21 protein-coding genes are annotated in these 17,381 nt (G+C 64.7%); 14 read left to right on the top strand and 7 right to left on the bottom strand.

Translation table 11 applies throughout. The features are described from left to right. The 10 genes from QQL24_RS27775 to QQL24_RS27730 all read left to right on the top strand — a co-directional run. Positions 1-1,455: coiled-coil domain-containing protein (locus QQL24_RS27775; RefSeq protein WP_488803369.1), on the top strand; the 1,455-nt coding region annotated here is incomplete at its 5' end. A 144-nt stretch (positions 1,456-1,599) separates the two neighbouring features. Next, positions 1,600-1,914, top strand: coding sequence for an ArsR/SmtB family transcription factor (locus QQL24_RS27770; protein ID WP_284315543.1), 315 nt, complete (start codon positions 1,600-1,602; stop codon positions 1,912-1,914). Further along, positions 1,911-2,345 carry an SRPBCC family protein gene (locus tag QQL24_RS27765; RefSeq protein ID WP_284315542.1) on the top strand — a complete coding sequence of 145 codons (435 nt, stop codon included), beginning with the start codon at positions 1,911-1,913 and terminating at the stop codon, positions 2,343-2,345. The genes QQL24_RS27770 and QQL24_RS27765 overlap by 4 nt, the downstream gene beginning before the upstream one ends. Before the next feature lie 158 nt (positions 2,346-2,503). After that, positions 2,504-3,100: an ATP-dependent Clp protease proteolytic subunit gene (locus tag QQL24_RS27760; protein ID WP_284315541.1), complete on the top strand. Its 597-nt coding sequence runs from the start codon at positions 2,504-2,506 to the stop codon at positions 3,098-3,100. Positions 3,101-3,383: 283 nt separating this feature from the next. Then, positions 3,384-3,752 carry an AtpZ/AtpI family protein gene (locus QQL24_RS36490; RefSeq protein ID WP_348536505.1) on the top strand — a complete coding sequence of 123 codons (369 nt, stop codon included), beginning with the start codon at positions 3,384-3,386 and terminating at the stop codon, positions 3,750-3,752. A 43-nt stretch (positions 3,753-3,795) separates the two neighbouring features. Next, entirely contained in the window at positions 3,796-4,530 is a 735-nt protein-coding gene (locus QQL24_RS27750) for a F0F1 ATP synthase subunit A (protein ID WP_431310765.1), read from the top strand. Positions 4,531-4,575: 45 nt separating this feature from the next. Continuing rightward, on the top strand, positions 4,576-4,803 hold the full coding sequence (locus tag QQL24_RS27745; protein WP_284315540.1) for a F0F1 ATP synthase subunit C: 228 nt from the start codon (positions 4,576-4,578) through the stop codon (positions 4,801-4,803). A gap of 137 nt (positions 4,804-4,940) precedes the next feature. Further along, positions 4,941-5,486: a F0F1 ATP synthase subunit B gene (locus QQL24_RS27740; protein ID WP_284315539.1), complete on the top strand. Its 546-nt coding sequence runs from the start codon at positions 4,941-4,943 to the stop codon at positions 5,484-5,486. Positions 5,487-5,496: 10 nt separating this feature from the next. Then, positions 5,497-6,015 (top strand): F0F1 ATP synthase subunit B family protein, encoded by a 519-nt coding sequence (locus QQL24_RS27735; RefSeq protein ID WP_284315538.1) that lies wholly within the window; start codon positions 5,497-5,499, stop codon positions 6,013-6,015. A 146-nt stretch (positions 6,016-6,161) separates the two neighbouring features. Continuing rightward, the gene (locus tag QQL24_RS27730) at positions 6,162-6,488 is read left to right on the top strand and encodes a hypothetical protein (RefSeq protein WP_284315537.1); all 327 of its coding nucleotides are present in this window, start codon (positions 6,162-6,164) and stop codon (positions 6,486-6,488) included. A 177-nt stretch (positions 6,489-6,665) separates the two neighbouring features. On the opposite strand, the gene QQL24_RS27725 is transcribed toward QQL24_RS27730, so the two are convergent. From QQL24_RS27725 to QQL24_RS27700, 6 genes are all read right to left on the bottom strand, one after another. Next, on the bottom strand, positions 6,666-9,245 hold the full coding sequence (locus QQL24_RS27725; protein WP_284315536.1) for a VWA domain-containing protein: 2,580 nt from the start codon (positions 9,243-9,245) through the stop codon (positions 6,666-6,668). After that, positions 9,235-9,900 carry an RNA polymerase sigma factor gene (locus QQL24_RS27720; protein WP_284315535.1) on the bottom strand — a complete coding sequence of 222 codons (666 nt, stop codon included), beginning with the start codon at positions 9,898-9,900 and terminating at the stop codon, positions 9,235-9,237. Before QQL24_RS27720 ends, QQL24_RS27725 begins: the two co-directional genes overlap by 11 nt. Positions 9,901-10,302: 402 nt before the next feature. Next, the gene (locus QQL24_RS27715; protein WP_284315534.1) at positions 10,303-11,601 is read right to left on the bottom strand and encodes an aspartate aminotransferase family protein; all 1,299 of its coding nucleotides are present in this window, start codon (positions 11,599-11,601) and stop codon (positions 10,303-10,305) included. Beyond that, positions 11,598-12,665 (bottom strand): phosphotransferase, encoded by a 1,068-nt coding sequence (locus tag QQL24_RS27710; RefSeq protein ID WP_284315533.1) that lies wholly within the window; start codon positions 12,663-12,665, stop codon positions 11,598-11,600. The genes QQL24_RS27715 and QQL24_RS27710 overlap by 4 nt, the downstream gene beginning before the upstream one ends. A gap of 82 nt (positions 12,666-12,747) precedes the next feature. Further along, complete coding sequence (locus QQL24_RS27705) at positions 12,748-13,263, bottom strand: DUF2199 domain-containing protein (RefSeq protein WP_284315532.1); 516 nt, start codon at positions 13,261-13,263, stop codon at positions 12,748-12,750. Positions 13,264-13,270: 7 nt separating this feature from the next. Continuing rightward, positions 13,271-14,287 (bottom strand): polyprenyl synthetase family protein, encoded by a 1,017-nt coding sequence (locus tag QQL24_RS27700; protein ID WP_284315531.1) that lies wholly within the window; start codon positions 14,285-14,287, stop codon positions 13,271-13,273. A gap of 160 nt (positions 14,288-14,447) precedes the next feature. On the opposite strand from QQL24_RS27700, the gene QQL24_RS27695 reads away from it, so the two are divergent. Next, the gene (locus QQL24_RS27695) at positions 14,448-14,672 is read left to right on the top strand and encodes a putative signal transducing protein (RefSeq protein WP_284315530.1); all 225 of its coding nucleotides are present in this window, start codon (positions 14,448-14,450) and stop codon (positions 14,670-14,672) included. Beyond that, entirely contained in the window at positions 14,669-15,421 is a 753-nt protein-coding gene (locus tag QQL24_RS27690) for a tRNA1(Val) (adenine(37)-N6)-methyltransferase (protein WP_284315529.1), read from the top strand. The genes QQL24_RS27695 and QQL24_RS27690 overlap by 4 nt, the downstream gene beginning before the upstream one ends. 87 nt (positions 15,422-15,508) lie before the next feature. Here the strand turns inward: QQL24_RS27690 and QQL24_RS27685 are convergent, their stop codons facing one another. After that, a complete protein-coding gene (locus QQL24_RS27685; RefSeq protein WP_284315528.1) occupies positions 15,509-15,814 on the bottom strand; it encodes a hypothetical protein in 306 nt (101 codons plus the stop codon). Positions 15,815-16,208: 394 nt separating this feature from the next. Here QQL24_RS27685 and QQL24_RS27680 point away from each other — a divergent pair, with 394 nt between their 5' ends. Both QQL24_RS27680 and QQL24_RS27675 read left to right on the top strand, forming a co-directional pair. Beyond that, entirely contained in the window at positions 16,209-17,141 is a 933-nt protein-coding gene (locus tag QQL24_RS27680; RefSeq protein ID WP_348536504.1) for a S49 family peptidase, read from the top strand. 30 nt (positions 17,142-17,171) lie between these two features. Further along, entirely contained in the window at positions 17,172-17,339 is a 168-nt protein-coding gene (locus QQL24_RS27675; RefSeq protein WP_284315527.1) for a hypothetical protein, read from the top strand. The last annotated feature ends 42 nt before the right edge of the window (positions 17,340-17,381 follow it).

Below are 17,381 nucleotides of genomic sequence, written 5' to 3'. Positions count from 1 at the left end.
GGCGAGCGCGAGCGCGGTGCCCGCGACACCTGGCGCGCGCTGAACCGCGAGGCCGAGCAGTTGCGCGAGCGCGCCGCCGCCGCCGAGCGCCAGGCCGCGCAGCTTGCGAGCCGCCTGTCAGCCCTTGCCGAGGCCGGCAACCGTCTCGGCGACGATCTCGCTGAAGCAAGGGAAACCTGCGAGGCCGCCCGCGAAGCCCTCGTCTCCCTGCCTGATGGCAGCGCCCTCAATGCCCGCCTGCAGGAGCTGCGCAACGCCGTGGCGCAAGGCCGCGTCGCCGTGGCCGAGGCGCGCGCTCATGCGCAGACCCTCGCGCGCGAGGGGGAGCTGCGTCTTAGGCGCCTCGCCGCCATCGGCCAGGAAAGCAGATCCTGGGCGGATCGACAGGAGGGCGGCGCGGCCCAGATCGAAACGCTGACCAACCGCCTGACCGAGTTGCAGGTCGAGCGAGAAACCTTCGACGACGCACCCCTGGTCTTCGCCGCCCGCCGCCGGGCCCTGATGAGCGAGACGGAAATCGCCGAGGCTGCGCGCAAGGCAGCCGCCGACCGCCTCGCCGAAGCCGAGACCCGCCTTGCCCAGAGCGACCGCCAGGGCCGCGATGCCCTGGTGGCGCTGAGCCAGGCGCGCGAGGAGCAGGTGCGCTCGGAAGAAAAGCTCGACGCTTTGCGGGCACGGCGCGCCCAGATCGTCTCCGAGATCGAGGAGGCGTTGAACGTCGCGCCCACCGGCCTCCTCAAGCTCGCCAATCTCGCGCCCGACGCGCCGATGCCCGATCGCAGGGATGTCGAACGGTCGCTGGAGGAAGCCAAGCGCGAGCGCGAACGCCTCGGCGCCGTCAATCTGCGTGCCGAGGACGAGCAGAAGGACGTGCAGAGCCAGCTCGACGGCATGGTGGCCGAACGGGACGATCTGATCGAGGCGATCAAGCGCCTGCGGCAGGCCATCACCGGCCTCAACAAGGAAGGCCGCGAGAGGCTGCTGGCCGCCTTCGACGTGGTCAACGGCCATTTCCAGCGCCTGTTCCAGACTTTGTTCGACGGTGGTACCGCGGAACTGCAGCTCACCGAATCGGACGATCCGCTCGAGGCCGGGCTCGAAATGCTGGCCCGCCCGCCCGGCAAGAAGCCGCAAACCCTGTCGCTGCTTTCGGGTGGCGAACAGGCGCTGACCGCGATGGCGCTGATCTTCGCGGTCTTCCTCACCAATCCCGCGCCGATCTGCGTGCTCGACGAAGTCGACGCGCCGCTGGACGATGCCAATGTCGAGCGCTTCTGCGACCTGCTCGACAGCATGATCCAGCAGACGGAGACGCGCTTCGTCACCATCACCCACAATCCCATCACCATGGCCCGCATGAACCGCCTCTTCGGCGTCACCATGGCCGAGCGCGGCGTGAGCCAGCTCGTCTCGGTGAGCCTGAGCGAGGCCGAGCAGTTCCTGGAAGCGGTGTAGCCCGGGAGCTTCCCGGGGTGCACGGGCATCCTGCCCATCTCTTCCTTATTGACAAGCATCACGGTTCAAGAACGGGCGAGATGCCCGTGCACCCGGAGGAAAATCGTCTTGCCGAATCCATAAGTAAATGCTTATGTATCTCGCATGACCGATCCCGATCTCTTCCGCGCCCTTGCCGATCCTACCCGCCGCGCCGTGTTCGAAAGGCTCGCCGGCCGGGAGATGAGCGTGTCCGAGCTCAAGGCCGGCTTCGAGGTCTCGCAGCCCGCCATCTCCCAGCATCTGGCCGTGCTCAGGCAGGCCGGCCTGGTTGCGGAGCGGCGCGAGGGGCGCAACGCCCATTATCGCGCCGTGCCGCAGGCGCTGACGCCGCTGACCGACTGGGTGGACCGCTACCGCGCCTTCTGGCCGGAGCGGATCGAAAGGCTCAAAGCAGTGCTCAAGGATATGGACCAATGACGGAAGACGCGCCGATGACCATGCTGCAGGACCGGGCGAGCGAGGAGCGGGCGAAGGATCTCGTCTTCGAGTGCGAGCTGGAAGCGCCGCCCGCCAAGGTCTGGCGCGCGCTCACCATCCCCGATTATGTCGCCGCCTGGCTGGCGCCGATGGAGCTTGAGCGGAAGATTGAGGGCCTGAGCTTCGACGGCAAGGCGGGCGGTCTTGCCGGCCGCGTCGACTGCACGGTGCTGGCCGCCGAGCCCCCGCATCGCCTGCGTTACGCCTGGCGCGAGGAGGACGGCGAGAGCACACTCGACAGCGTCGTCACCTTCGAACTCGATCCCATCAGCGATGGCGGCACGCTTCTGCGCATCACCCATGGCGACTTCGTGCTGAAGCCCGCCGCCGCCAATTTGAACGAACCCGTCATGATGCTGCGAGCGGCCTGAAATCTCACTTCCGAAACACCGGGCAGTCATCCCCGGCCGTATCCTCACAAGCTTTGCTTGTGAGTGTGCTCGCGAGCGCAGCGCAGAGAGAACGAGGGGAAGGGGATGACAAACTCCACAGCGTCTCAGTCAAACCAACGGCAGAAGGAGCCTCCCCGATGAACGCCCTCATCCCCATGGTCGTCGAACAGTCCCAGCGCGGCGAGCGTGCCTTCGACATCTTTTCGCGCATGCTGCGGGAGCGCATCATCTTCATCAACGGCCCGGTTGATGACAACACCTCGGCGCTGGTCTGCGCGCAATTGCTCTTCCTGGAGGCCGAGAATCCCAGGAAGGAGATCTCCATCTATATCAACTCGCCCGGCGGGATGGTAACCAGCGGCTTCGCCATGTACGACACCATGCAATTCATCAAGAGCCCGGTCTCGACCCTGTGCATGGGATCGGCCTACTCCATCGCATCCTTCATCCTGATGGCCGGCGCCCCCGGCCGGCGTATCGCCCTGCCCAATACCTCGATCATGGTGCACCAGCCGTCCGGCGGCTATCAAGGCCAGGCCACCGATATGCTCATCCACGCCGCCAACATCTCCAAGACCCGGGCGCGTCTCAACGCGCTTTACGCCAAGCATTGCAGCCGTACGCTGAAAGAGGTCGAGGCCGCGCTCGAGCGGGACAATTTCATGAGCGCGGAGGAGGCGCAGGCCTGGGGCTTGGTGGATATCGTCTCGCCAGAACGCCTGGAAGCGGCCTGATTCTCACGAAGAATCCGGTGCCGGGAGATGCAAATAGGCCCGTCCGAAAGCGGCAGATGACGCCCGGGAGGCCGGCCCTTCGTGAATAATGCCGCCCCAACCACAGGCTGCAGCGTGGACAAAAGCCGCACGCTGCCCTCGCTTTCGCCCATTTTTTATTTGTTCTCAAAGGCTTGACTTAATTTCGCCTCACCTTGACACTGCAAAAGTCGGTAGGTATGGTCCCGCCGTTTTCAAGGGGGGTGTCCGGCACCGTTTGCCGGCCAGGGAGCGTGTTGCCGCAATGGCGAGCGACGAAGCAAACCAGGCCGGAAATTCCGGCAAAGACAATCCCAGTGAAAAAGAGCTGTCCGAACGTCTGCGCCGCCTCGACGAGCGCCTCGGCACCATCAAGGCCGGGGAACAAGCCGAAGCGGCGAAGTTGCGTAAGCAGGAGGGCGATCCCTCCGCGATCGGCAAGGCGATGCGTCTGTCGTCCGAATTCGTTGCCGGCATCGTCGCCGGCGGCTTGGTCGGATGGGTTATCGACAAGTTCGCCGGCACCTCACCGTGGGGGCTCATCATTTTCTTGATGCTCGGCTTTGCGGCGGGTCTCCGGAATTTGTTGCGCGCTTCGAATATGTTGGGCAAAACACCCGGCAAGCAGGAATGAACAGGCGCCTTGCGCCACAATAAAAGACGGGGCCTCGCTGGCGATGCATAGTCCGATTGCGCAATTCGAGATCAAGCCGATCTTCCATATCGGCAGCATCGCGTTCACGAACTCGGCTCTGTTCATGTTCATCGCGGTGATCCTCATCTCGCTGGTGATGATCGCGACCACCTCGGCCCGGGCCACCGTTCCCGGCCGCTGGCAGTCTCTCGCCGAAACCTTCTACGAATTCGTGGCCGGCACGGTGCGCAGCTCGGCCGGAAACGAGGGCATGCGTTTCATGCCCTTCGTGTTCTCGCTCTTCATGTTCGTGCTGTTCTGCAACGTGCTGGGCCTGATCCCGGGCTTCTTCACGGTCACCAGCCACATCATCGTGACCTTCGCTCTCGCCGCGCTGGTGATCAGCACTGTCATCGCCTACGGCTTCTACAAGAATGGCGCGCATTTCCTGAAGCTGTTCGTGCCCTCGGGCGTTCCAGCCTGGCTGCTGCCTCTGCTGATCGTGATCGAGGTGATCTCCTTCGTTTCGCGTCCGATCAGCCTCTCGGTTCGTCTTTTCGCCAACATGCTGGCGGGCCATATCGCGCTCAAGATCTTCGCGGGCTTCATCGTCATGCTCGCCGGCGCCGGTGTCTTCACCGCGATCCTTTCACCTTTGCCGCTCCTTCTCGTCATCGCTCTGGTGGCGCTCGAAACGCTGGTGGCCGTGTTGCAGGCCTATGTCTTCGCAACGCTCACCTGCATCTACCTCAATGACGCCCTTCATCCTGGCCATTGATTTCCTACTCGTCCCAACAAACGCACATCCAACAGGAGTTCCATCATGGACGCCAACGCAGCTAAGTTGATCGGTGCTGGTATCGCTTGCATCGGCATGGCCGGCGCCGGCATCGGCCTCGGCAACCTCTTCGGCCAGTTCCTCTCGGGCGCCCTGCGCAACCCGTCGGCTGCCGACGGCCAGCGCGGCACCCTGCTCCTCGGCTTCGCGCTGACGGAAGCTCTCGGCATCTTCTCGCTGCTCGTAGCTCTGCTGCTGCTTTTCGCAGTCTGATCCACGCGGCCTGCGTTCCGGGGACGGCTTTCGCACAAACCGCGAGGCCGTCACTCGCTTGCGCGGGCTGGCAGCAATTCCATCTGATTGTGTCTGCGCCCCCACGGGCGCAAGGGCGCATTCGCTGAAGGTGTTTCATGGCTGAATCAACCGCAGGAACCGAGGTTCCGGCCGATGCCCATGGAGCCAAGGGCTCATTCCCGCCCTTCGACAGCTCGACCTTTGCTTCACAGATCCTGTGGCTGGTCATCGCTTTCGGGCTTCTCTACCTCCTGATGTCGAAGGTCGCGCTTCCGCGCATCGCCGGCATCCTTGCCGACCGTTCGAGCAAGATCTCGTCGGACGTGGCTGCTGCGCAGAAGGCCAAGGCCGACAGCGACGAAGCCATTGCCGCCTATGAGACCTCGCTGATCAAGGCGCGCGCCAAGGCTCAGAACATCGCGTCCGAGACCCGCGCCGCCGTGACCGCCGAAACGGACGCCACCCGCAAGTCGCTCGAGGCCGATCTCTCGGCCAAGCTGTCGGCGGCGGAAGCCCAGATCACGGCCACCAAGCAGTCCGCCATGGGCAATGTGAGCGCCATCGCCATCGAGGCCACCACGGCCATCGTCGAGCAACTGCTCGGCAAGGCTCCCGAGCCCGATGCGGTCCAGGCGGCCGTCGGCACCGCCGTGGCGAACTGAGGAGGACACCATGGAATATTTCGGAGAAGTGCTCCACGAGGTGTTCGATCCCACCGGTGCGGAATTCTACATCCTGATCGGTACCCTCATCTTCCTGGGCATTGCCTGGAAGATGGGCGCCTTCGGCCAGATCGGGAAAGGTCTGGATGCCCGCGCCAACGCCGTTCGCGCCGAGCTCGAGCAGGCCCGCTCGCTGCGCGAGGAGGCCCAGAAGCTCCTGGCCGACTATCAGCGCAAGCAGAAGGAAGCCGAGGCCGAAGCGGTGCAGATGATCGAGGCCGCCAAGGTCGAGGCCGAGCGCTACAAGGCCGAGCAGATCGCCAAGATCCAGGACTTCGTCGCCCGCCGCACCAAGCTGGCCGACCAGAAGATCGCGCAGGCCGAGGCTTCCGCCGTGGCCGAGGTCAAGGCCGCCGCCGCGGATGCCGCCGTGAAGGCCGCCACCTCGATCCTGTCGAACCAGCCTGCCGCCAGCGCGAGCAATTTGATGTCCGCCGCCCTCAACGAGGTGCGCGCCAAGCTCAACTGAGCCAGAAGGGTTTGAGGCCTGAGATCGAAAGCCATCCTTCGGGGTGGCTTTTTCTTTGCCTGTCACGCTGAAATCCCGACCCCATGAAAGTCTGCGGCTCTCGAAGCTTGCTGCATCGCTTCCGTACGATGCCTGAGGGGACTTTCATGGCCAATTCGCTCGGACTTTCCATCGCGCCCGACAAGCTTTGGCAGGCGATCAATCCCTGGACCTTCTACCAGAACGGCGGCCAGTTCGGCCTGGTCAACATCAACCTCGGCCAGACACCGCGGCCTGACATCGAGCAGTCAATCCTCGACGAGGTCGGCTCCTACGGCCGCCAGCTCGGCCGCATCGGCGAAGCCCTGGAAGTGCTGATCCGCCACCTCAGGCCGGACGAGCTGACGGCCGAGGAAGCCGACACGCTGGCGATCCTGGAAGGGCAGCTGGCGCAGATCCGCAAGGTGAAGAAGCGGGAGTACGCCGGGAGGTAGGCGCGGCGCAATGACGGAGGGGGTGTGGCCAGGATAAAGCGGCGGATGCCGCAGACCCAGACCTCGCTTCCCGCGCCTCACTCCGCCCACACCCCCTCCGACCTCACTTCGTTCGGTCACCTCCCCCAGCTTCGTGAGGGAGGCTCGTCGCGCCTGCGTCACCGAGGCCGTCGCTCGTTACTGCCTGCTCGGAGGCAGCCCCTTCGCCGTCTTCGCCGCCCGCACCAGGTTGATGAACTCCGCACGGTAGCCGAACTCGTCCTCACCCTTCGCGCCATTGGCGAGCGCGATGATGTCGTCGGGCGTCACGCTGCCGCTGTACTTGCCCCCGCGCAGCCATTCGCCAAAGCTCGCCACCGCCACGGCGAAGCGTGAATCGAGAGGCGCCTGCGACATCGATTCGGCCTCACCAGCACGGGTCACCGGCGTCGTCATCAGCTTGCTCTTGTCGGATTTCGGCAGCTTGTAGCGGATCTTCAGGAAGGCATATTCGTCAGCCTTGCCCGTCGCCGCCGCGGCCACCTGAGCCTGGTAGCGACTGTCGTCGACCGGGCGCGGCCCGCCCGCCGGCACGAAATCGTAGATCGCCGTCACGCTGGTGCCCGAGCCGACCTCGCCGGCATCGACCTTGTCGTTGTTGAAGTCCTCCGTCCTCAGCATGCGCGTCTCATAACCGACCAGGCGATAATCGCTCACCGCGGCCGGATTGAACTCGACCTGGATCTTCACATCCTTGGCAATGGGAAAGAGCGTCGAGGTCGCCTGGTCCACCAGCACCTTCCGGGCCTCGTTCAACGTGTCGATATAGGCGGCCTCGCCGTTGCCGTTCTGGGCGAGCTCCTGCATCATCGCATCGTTGAGATTGCCCATGCCGAAGCCGAGCACCGAGAGGAAGATGCCCTTGTCGCGCTCGCGTGTGACGAAGCCCTTCAACTCATCGGGATCGGTGATGCCGACATTGAAGTCGCCATCGGTCGAGAGCATCACCCGGTTCACCGCCTTGGGATCGAAATTGGCTTCGGCAAGCTGGTAGGCGAGGCGCAGCCCCTCCCCGCCCGCCGTCGAGCCGCCGGCGTTGAGCCTGTCGAGAGCGGCCTCGATAGCGGCCTTGTCGGACGCCTTGGTCGGCGGCAACACGACGCCAGCGGACCCGGCATAGGCGACGATCGAGACCTTGTCCTCCGGCCGGAGCGTGTCGACCAGCATGCCGAGCGATTTCAGGAGAAGCGGCAGCTTGTTCGGCTCGTCCATCGATCCCGAAGTGTCGATCAGGAAGACCAGATTGGCGGGCGGGCGCTCGTCGGCCGGAAGCGTGTAGCCCTTGATGCCGATCCGCATCAACTTGTGGCCCGCCACCCAGGGATTGGGCATCACCGTCACCGCCGTGGAGAAGGGCTCGGCCGCGCTCCTGGGTGGCGCATAGTCATAGGGAAAATAGTTGATCATCTCCTCGGTGCGCACGGCGTCGGGCTGCGGCAGCACGTTCTGGCCCAGCGCCGCGCGGACATAGGAATAGGAGGCGGTGTCGACATCGATCGAGAAGGTCGAGACCGGCTCCTGCGCCACCGGCTTGAAGGCGTTCTCGGGCGCATTGGCGAATTTGTCGCGCCCGACTTCCGCCTGAGGAGGCGGCATGGGCGCATCGATGCTGTTGACCGCAGCGGGTGCAGGTGCATTGGTCGCGACAGAAACAGCCGGGGAAACGGGCGCGACATCCTGGCCTGCGACGAGCTTTTCTGCCGTTCCAGTTTTTCCTCCTACCTGCAGGCCGCCAAGATAATTCCCCGTTGAGGACGACCGACCGTCTTCGATCGACAGCGTGGCGCTGAAGCCACCCCCGATTTGCTGCGTCCCAGCAAGGAGATTGGCCGTGCCCGACGGCGAAGCTCGCCCCGCCTTCGGGACGTTCGGATCCCACATAAAGGTCGGTGCAGGCGCGGGTGTGTTCGCCGCCCGAGCAGGCTCTCCGGCGGCAGGGCCGGTCGCCAGGGCGCCATTCGGATCGATTCGCAGGGAGCCGAAACCTCCTGTTCCTGGCTGTGGTGGATAGGGGCTCGCACCCGCCTGAGCAGGAGCACCGGTCTGTTGCCCCACTATGACGTCCGGGGCTTGTGCGCCTCCTACAGGCTCACGTCTCACATTGAGCCAGGCCTGATCCTGCTTTGCCGGGGCAGACCCATTTGGCAGGAGCGGGCGCTCCGGAGGCAAGGGAACTGCCCGGCTAGCCATTTGTTGCTCCGGCGCTATGCTGGCGGTAGGCACGCCAAGCGGCGGGGGAGCAGGCAGCGGCGCGATCTGTGCGGCCGGCTCAACCGGATACCGCTTCGGCGGGGCGGGCGGCACGGCACTCTTCTGCAAATCATTATGCCCCGCGAGTTCCACCGGCTTCTGGGTAGCCGGCAACTTCTCGCGATCCGCCAGCGGAGGTGCTGGCGTGCTGTCATTAATGGCAAGCTTCTGATCGGTCGACGGAACCTCCACCTCCTGCAGCGTTTCCGCCGGGCGCCATGTCTTCATCGTCTCCACGCCCATCGGTATGGCGATCAGCGCCGCCGCGCCCGTCGCCAGAGCCAAGCGAAGGCTTGGGCGAGGCAATAGCGAACTGAAGCGTAGGCGCGGCTGTGGCACCCCCCTGCTCTGGCGGCGCTGGTTTTCCTCGAACTGCATCACCGCCTTGAAGATCGCCTGCTCTCGCGCGGCGTCCGAAGGCCGGGCTTCGGGGAGTTCAACGGGATCGAAATCGTGATCAACGCTCATCGCGGATCTCCTTCCGGCGTGTTGCCGCGCCGTTCTTCGTCTCCTCGCCGCTGAGATGCTTGCGCACCTGATGCATGCGCCAGGAGACGGTGTTTTCGGATATGCCGAGTTCGGCCGCGGCCTCGCGGTGGCTAAGGCCCTCGCCCGCCACCAGCACGACGGTTGCCCTGAGCTCGGGGGAGAGGCCAGCGAGCATGCTTTTCAGCCAGCTCTGCCGCAGGAGGTCGCGGCCATCCAGCGTGCCGCTGCCCAGATTGACGAAGCTCGAAAAAGCCTGGCGCATGCGCCCGAAGCTCGATGTGCGCCGGCGATGGTCGTGGCAGGCGTTGATGGTGATGCCAACAAGCCAGGTGGTGAAACGCGCCTCGCCGCGATAGCTCGCCAGCTTCTCGACGAGTTGCATAAGCACAGTCTGCACAATGTCCTCGGCCTCCTGCATGAGGCCGGTCTGCCGCCAGGCGACGCGGTGGATCATGTCGTGGTGCCGGCGGATCAGCTTCTCGAAGGCCCGGCTGTCGCCCTTGAGCGCCAAAGTGACCAGCACGGCATCGCTGTCGTCGAGGGCCGCGGTCTCGTTGGCCTCCGCCACGCCGTGGCGCAAGGGCGCGGGCTCGTCCATCACCGGCAGCACCGACAGCAGCCTGGTGTGTTTCACCTTCAAATCCAATCGCCAAGAACCGCGAAATGCATTCTTTGCCAATGCGCCAATCCGGAAATCTGCTCCAGCCTCAATGAATTTTGCTCGAGTGATCAGGGGCCATGGCGAAGGCAGGCCGAAATCAACGCTTGCTGCGAAGGCCATGCCGGCTCTCCCCCTGCTCGCAGGCCGCATGCCCGCTTGTCCGATGATGACACAGATGCATCGATACCTCCCCGGCATGATTGCCGACTGTGCCATGAGACGCAGCGTGGTCGGATTTCCTTGGGAGCTTTCGAAATTTTACGCGGGAAGCGCCGTGGCTGGGACCGCGGATGTCCCCGTCCGCCTCTTCCTCTATTGTAGAACGCATCGTTTCCAAGAGCGGACGAGGACGTCCGCGGTCCCAGCCACGGCGCTCTATAAGCCAGCGAGCGTATCCTTGAGCCTGTCCATGAACAGCGCCACATTCTCTTGCGAGAACACCATGGGCGGCCTGATCTTCAGGCTGTGGCCGTGCCGTCCGGTGGCGCTGATCAGCACGCGGCGCTCGCGCAGGCCGTTGACGATAGCCGCCGCCCTCGTTGCATCGGGAGTACCCTGGGCGTCCACGATGTCGACCCCGAGGAACAGCCCCGCCCCGCGCACGGCACCGAGACGGCCATCATTCGCGGCCAAGGCTTCGAGCTCGCGCTTGAACGCCGCGCCCACCTCGCTTGCATTGGCGATCAGCCCTTCAGCCTCGATCACATCGAGCACCGCCATGCCGACAGCGCAGGAGACGGGATTGCCGCCGAAAGTGTTGAAATAGCGCACATTGCGGCCGAAGGCCTCGAGGTGCTCGGGCCTGCCGGCCATGGCGGCCATCGGGTGGCCATCGCCCATCGGCTTGCCCATGGTCACGAGGTCGGGCGTCAGACCATGGCGGGCAAAGCCCCACATGCCAGCGCCGGTGCGTCCGAAGCCCGGCTGCACTTCGTCGGCGATGAACAGGCCTCCTGCCTTGCGAACGAGCTCCACCGCAGGGGCAAGGAAGCCGGCGGGATCGGCAAAGACGCCATCACTGGAGAAGATCGTATCGACCAGCAGCGCCGCCGGCCTGATGCCATGCACCGCCATGTTGGCGATCGCCTCGCTCACGCCGCGTGCGAAGACGGCGCCGGCATCCGCCTGCCCGCTCGGTGCCGCCACCACGCGCACCGTCGGTCCAACAGGCGCGCTCGGGCCCAGCGAGGGTGACATCTGGGCCAGGAGATCCGTCACGCCGTGATAGGCATTCTCAGTGACGATGACGCCGGTGCCGCCCGTGGCCGCCTTTGCTACGCGCAGCGCCAGATCGTTCGCCTCGCTCCCGGTGCAGGTGAACATGATGTTGGAGATGGCGGCCGGCATGGTGGCCAGCAGGCGCTCGGCATAGTCAAGGATGCCGTCGGTGATGTAGCGCGTATGGGTGTTCAGCGTCGCGGCCTGCCGGGCGAGCGCCGCCACCACATGCGGATGGCCGTGGCCGACGCTGGCGACATTGTTGTAGGCGTCGAGATAGGCTTCGCCATCCCTTCCATAGAGCCAGACGCCCTCGGCTCGCACCACATGCACGGGATGGGCGTAGAAGAGACGATAGGCCGGCCCAAGCAGGCGCTGGCGCCTGGCGATCAGCGCCGCTTCGTCCTCGGCAAAACCCGCGGCGTTGGCGGGATCGAAGGCGTTTGCCACGGTCACGGGGCGCGCTCCCTGGAAAGATAAAGATGGATTTCCTCGGCCGCCTGCGCCGGCGACACTGCCTGCGCCCGCGAAAGGCCCATCCAGGCCCGGCCGCCATTGCGCAGGATGTAGTCGCGATTGTCGGGTTCCAACGTCGAGCGCCAGGCCGGGATGACCACGCTTTGCACCATGCGGGCAAGGACGAGGTCGAACAGGCAGGCGATCTCACCCTCCTGCAGCGGCAGCACCGCGTGATAGCCTGCGGTGAAGAGCTTGATCGGCGCCAGGAAATCGCCCTCCTCCGCCACATGGTAGGAGGCCGCCACGCCCACTTCCTGGATGAGCGGGGCCTCGACCATGTCGCCGAAATCGATGATGCCGGCGAGCCGGTCCTGCGGCCCATCGGCGCTGCCGGTCACCAATATGTTGGAGGGATTGAAGTCGTTGTGAACAACCTGCCGGCGCAGGGTGGCGAGGCGGGGCAAGACGGCGATCTCGAGACGGTCGAGCACCTGGCCGACCAGCGCCCGCCGTTCGCCGTCCTCGACATGGCCGATCAGCGGCCGGAGCCTCGTCGCGTGGCTGATGTCCCACAACAGCTCATGACTGCTGGCGGCATGGGAAAAGTCCGAGAGAGCAAGGTCGAGCCGGGCAAGGCCGAGGCCGAGATTGCGAGGTAGGGTCGGACTGCGCTCGACGTTCGCCAGCGGCGTGCCGGGGAGATAGGTCAGGAGCCGCACGATACGCGACGCTCCTCCCCGTTGCGCGAGCCGGAAATAGGGCTCGCCCCGCGCGGTTTCGACCACGCGCGGCACCGGCAAGGAGGGATCGCGCGCCGCCATGTGCAGCAAGGCGCGGGTCTGGAAATCCGTGACCGCCTCGTCCTCGGCGGGATTGACCAGCTTGAGAAGGTAGTCCCCGCCATCGGCGGCCCTGAGATGGAAATTGCTGTCGCGCTCGCCGATCAGGGGCCTGGCAATGACCGTGAGGCCGTAGTACTGCTGGGCGATGGCCTGCGCCTGCCGTGCGGAGACAGGTGGCGCCTTTGTTGACAGGACACTGGCTCCAATCGAGCTGGGCATGAAGTGTCGTTCCTGCAATCTCTTCTTCCCGCCCCTCAAAGACAATCCATCGCAGGATCACGCTGGGAAAAGACAAAAATTCTCAATGGGATATGAGAGGAGCAACAATCTGCACCACATCGTCGGTAGAGATACCCACGCGCTGGGCAATCGCAAGGGGGTGATCCGACGGCTCCAGTTCGAAGAATGGGCGCTGTGGATGAGGCGAATGATGAACACGAAGCTTTAGATTCAAACAATTGGGAAAACCGGGAACAGCGTTGGAGAGCCAACCGAAGGGATTCCCCTCATCTGGATCAAGCACTGCTTCGTTGTTCAATTCGATGGCTCGGTCGAAATTCTGACGCGAGAGGCTGGTCCAGAGGCCGAAGACGAAGTTCTCATTCATGCCGATGATCGGAAGTGCGAGGCACCCACGCATGAAATAGTCGACATCTTCGCCTCTTCGCAGAAGGCAGAGCTCCGAATTCAGAAACGAGCCCGGCCCTCGTTCGGCTTCGGGCGTGGCATCCCAGTAACTGGGAGCTTCACAGCCAAGGTCGAGCGGCAAATCCTCCTGAACCTTACCGCAACACGAGCAGGTCCAAAGCCACCTCATTTCGCCCTCAATGCGCGCGGCTGATGCAAAACTCCACCACGTCCGCCAGCGCCGACTTCATCGGGCTGTCGGCGAACAGCGCCAATGCATCCTTGGCCATGGCGCCATAGTGGCGGGCCCGCTCGATGGTGTCTTCCAGCGCTGTGTGACGGCGCATCAGCCCGAGGGCGTGCTCGAGATCGCCGCCCTCGATCTGGCCGCGTTCGAGCGTGCGGCGCCAGAAATCGCGCTCGGACTCATTGCCGCGCCGGAAGGCCAGCACCACTGGCAGGGTGATCTTGCCCTCGCGGAAATCGTCACCGACATTCTTGCCGAGCTTGGCGTCCGAGCCGCCATAGTCGAGCGCATCGTCGACGAGTTGGAAGGCGATGCCGAGATTCATGCCGAAGGAGCGGCAGGCCGCCTGCTCATCCTTCGGGCGCTCGGCCAGCACCGGACCGACCTCGCAGGCGGCGGCGAAGAGCTCGGCCGTCTTGCCGCGAATCACGGCCAGATATTCGTCCTCGGTGGTCGCCGTGTTCTTGGCGGCGGCGAGCTGCGCCACCTCGCCCTCGGCGATCACGGTGGCGGCGGTGGAGAGGATGTCGAGCGCCTTGAGCGACCCGACCTCGACCATCATCTTGAAGGCCTGGCCGAGCAGGAAATCGCCGACCAGCACGCTCGCCTCGTTGCCCCAGAGCATGCGGGCCGCCGGCTTGCCGCGCCGCATGTCGCTCTCGTCGACGACATCGTCGTGCAGGAGCGTAGCGGTATGCATGAACTCCACGGAGGCGGCGAGCTTGACATGGCCATCGCCGCGATAATTGGAGAGCTGCGCGGTGGCGAGGGTGAGAATCGGGCGCAGGCGCTTGCCGCCAGACGAGATCAGATGGTTGGCGACTTCGGGGATCATCGTCACCTCCGACCCTGTGCGCGACAGGATGGTGGTGTTGACCCGCGTCATATCCGCCTTGGTCAGGCCGACGATCGGTTCGATCGAGCCCTGCGACCCCGATTTGTCCTCGAATGCGACAACGACACCCAAAATTCCTACTCCGTTTACGCGCGCACCATAGAAATGCACGGCCCTGCGCACAAGCACACAGTTGTCGCGCGTCACCCGGCCCTTGCAGATAATGGCCGGCGTGGCGGCCCGAGGCGAGCGAGCCCGTTGCAACTTGTTGTGAATGCCGCGACAATCGCGCATGGAAGAAATCGTCCGTACCAATGATCCCGTCTTGATCTCCTATATCGAGGCTTTGTTGAAGGAAGCGGGGGTCGTGCATTTCGTGCTCGATACGCATATGAGCGTGCTGGAAGGCTCGCTCGGCATGATCCAGCGCCGCATCCTCGTCGATTCCGATCAGAGCGGCCTGGCGCGCATGCGCCTGCGGGAGGCGGGCCTCGGCAAGGAGCTGCGCGAGCAGTGAACCCGGCCACCACTTCCGTCTTCCTGGGCGGACGGCTGCAACTCGCACAGCCCGCCAAGGGCCACCGTGCCGGTACGGACGCAGCCCTGCTCGCCGCCTGCCCCTCACCCACAGCCGATGACACCGTCTACGATCTCGGCGCCGGCGTCGGTCCGGCAGGGCTTGCCGTGGCGCTGCGCTTTCCCGGCTGCCGCGTGCGCCTGGTCGAGATCGATCGGGCCATCGCCGCGCTCGCCCGGGCGAATGTCGAGACCAACGGTCTTGCCGCACGCGTGGATGTGCTGGAGGCCGACGTCACCGCGCGCCTCGCCAAGGGCGGACCGCTCGAGCCGGCCAGCGCCGGCCACGTCATCATGAACCCGCCCTTCCATCTTGCCGGCACGGTGCGCCCGCCGCCCGATGCCTACCGCTCCGGCGCACACATCCACGGAGAGGAAGGCGACGAGGCCTGGATCCGCTGCGCCCATGGCCTGCTGCGGCCCAAGGGGATGCTCGCCCTGATCCACCGCGCCGATGCCCTGCCGCGGCTGCTGGCGGCGCTCGACCGGCGCTTCGGCGACATCCGGGTGAAGCCGGTGCTGCCGCGCGTGGATGAGCCGGCAGTGCGCATCCTGATCCGGGCGCAGCGCGAATCGCGCGCTCCGTTCATCCTGCTGCCGCCGCTGGTCCTGCACCAGGCCGACGGCTCCTTCACGCCCGAGGCGGAGGCCCTGCATCGCGGCGAAGGCAGCGTCGACTGGCAGGCCTGAGCGGCTTCTTCCATAAAAAAGCTCTCCGGAAGCGACGCCTCAGGAGAGCTTCGAGAAACGACCCAGCCCCGAAATCAGGTCTTGAACTCAGCGCCACCAGCAGGTGCGGCGGGAGACCCAGCGCCAGCCATAAGCGGTGCGCACGCGCACGCGGCGGACGGCGCAAACGCGACGGCGATGGTAATAGGGGTGATGGTAATAGCCGCGATGGTAATAGCCATGGTAATAGGCCTGCTGGACACCCGAGGCGGCCGGTGCGCCCTGCTCGATGGCCTGGATCACGGTTGCGGGTGCGGCAGGATGCGCGACGGCAGCTTCGGCGCTCTGCGTGGCAAGGACACCGCCGCCCATGCCGAGGGCCAAAGTGGCTGCTAGAACCAGCTTGCGAAACATGTTTTCCTCCTGAGCTCGATCGTTGTTGACGTCAATAAAAGGTAGACCACACCCGACTGCGGCCTGCAGACTATGGTACCAACCGCTGCTTGTGTGAAGAGCTTCGGTCAATAGATTGCGTCACAATACTTTCCGGCGCGATATAATACGCGCGGTCAAGTCCTGCGATGCATCAACATTGCAACTATTCACAATCGTCATGAACCGGCCTTGATCGGGCCATTCATCTGTCATTCATCCAGGGAGACCAGCCGTGCGGCAGGCGCCCTGTTGCCTTGTCACGACGGCTTCTGCTGCAAATGGGATTTGATGCCTATATGAAGTCCACTCGCGCAGCGCCCCGAGCGACCGCGCAGACGCTTCGAATTGCCTGTCTCGAGAGGACGATGCTGCCTTGACCATTACAGATACCACGCCCCCGCAAGCCGACCGGCCCCAGGCTCCCGTGAAGCAAAGCGCCCTGAAGCGCAATTTCGCCCGCGCCTATGCGCTCCTGCCCGAGAAATGGCGCCGTCGCACGCCGGTAGTGGCGGTGCTGCCGCTTGCCGGCGCCATCGGCGCGGCCTCCCGATTCGGTGGCGGGTTGAGCATGTCGCGGCTGGAGAAGGTGATCGACAACGCCTTCACGGTGAAGGGCGCCAAGGCCGTGGCCCTGGTGATCAATTCGCCGGGCGGCTCACCGGCGCAGTCCCATTTGATCATGCGGCGCATCCGGGCGCTTGCCGAGGAGAAGAAGCTGCCCGTCTACGCCTTCGTGGAGGATGTCGCGGCCTCTGGCGGCTACATGATCGCCTGCGCAGCCGATGAGATCCTTGCCGACCCCGCCTCGATCCTCGGCTCCATCGGCGTCGTCTCGGCCTCTTTCGGCTTCGACAAGCTGATCGACAAGATCGGCGTGGAGCGCCGCGTCCACACGGCAGGCCGCTCCAAGACGCTGCTCGATCCCTTCCGCCCGGAGAAACCGGAGGATGTCGAGCGCCTCAGCGCCCTGCAGCGCGACATCCACGACATGTTCATCGCCCTGGTGAAGGAGCGCCGCGCCGGCAAGCTCAAGGGCGACGACGACACGTTGTTCACCGGCGAATTCTGGCTGGCGCCGCGGGCGATCGAACTCGGCCTGGCCGACGGCATCGGCGATGTCAGGAGCGCGATGCGCCGGCGTTTCGGCGAAAAGGTGCGCTTCAAGACCATCACGGAACCGCGCGGTTTTCTCAGCCGGCGCCTGGGTTTCGGCACCAGTTTTTCGGCCGTCGAAAGCGAGCAATTAACCGAAGGCATTATTGCCGCACTAGAAGGGCGTGCAATTCGTGCGCGTTTCGGTCTATAGTTACCGAAATGTGAATGGAGAGGGTACGCCATGCAACCTGTCGTTCTTGCACTCGCCAGCCTCGTCGGCACCGTCATTCTCGTCCGCCTGGTCAAGCGTGAGTGGGAGCGGGTGAACGAGGAACTCTACAAGCCCGTGAGGCAGGAAGCCGTGAATCTGCGCCGTGATCCGCGCAGTGGCGTCTATCGTCCAGAATGAGCCAGCGGCCCCGTCAGGGCCGCCGCTCCTGATCATGGACCG

Source organism: Labrys miyagiensis, from assembly GCF_030160835.1.
Taxonomy (GTDB): domain Bacteria; phylum Pseudomonadota; class Alphaproteobacteria; order Rhizobiales; family Labraceae; genus Labrys; species Labrys miyagiensis.
This window is presented reverse-complemented; position numbering and strand designations above follow the sequence as displayed.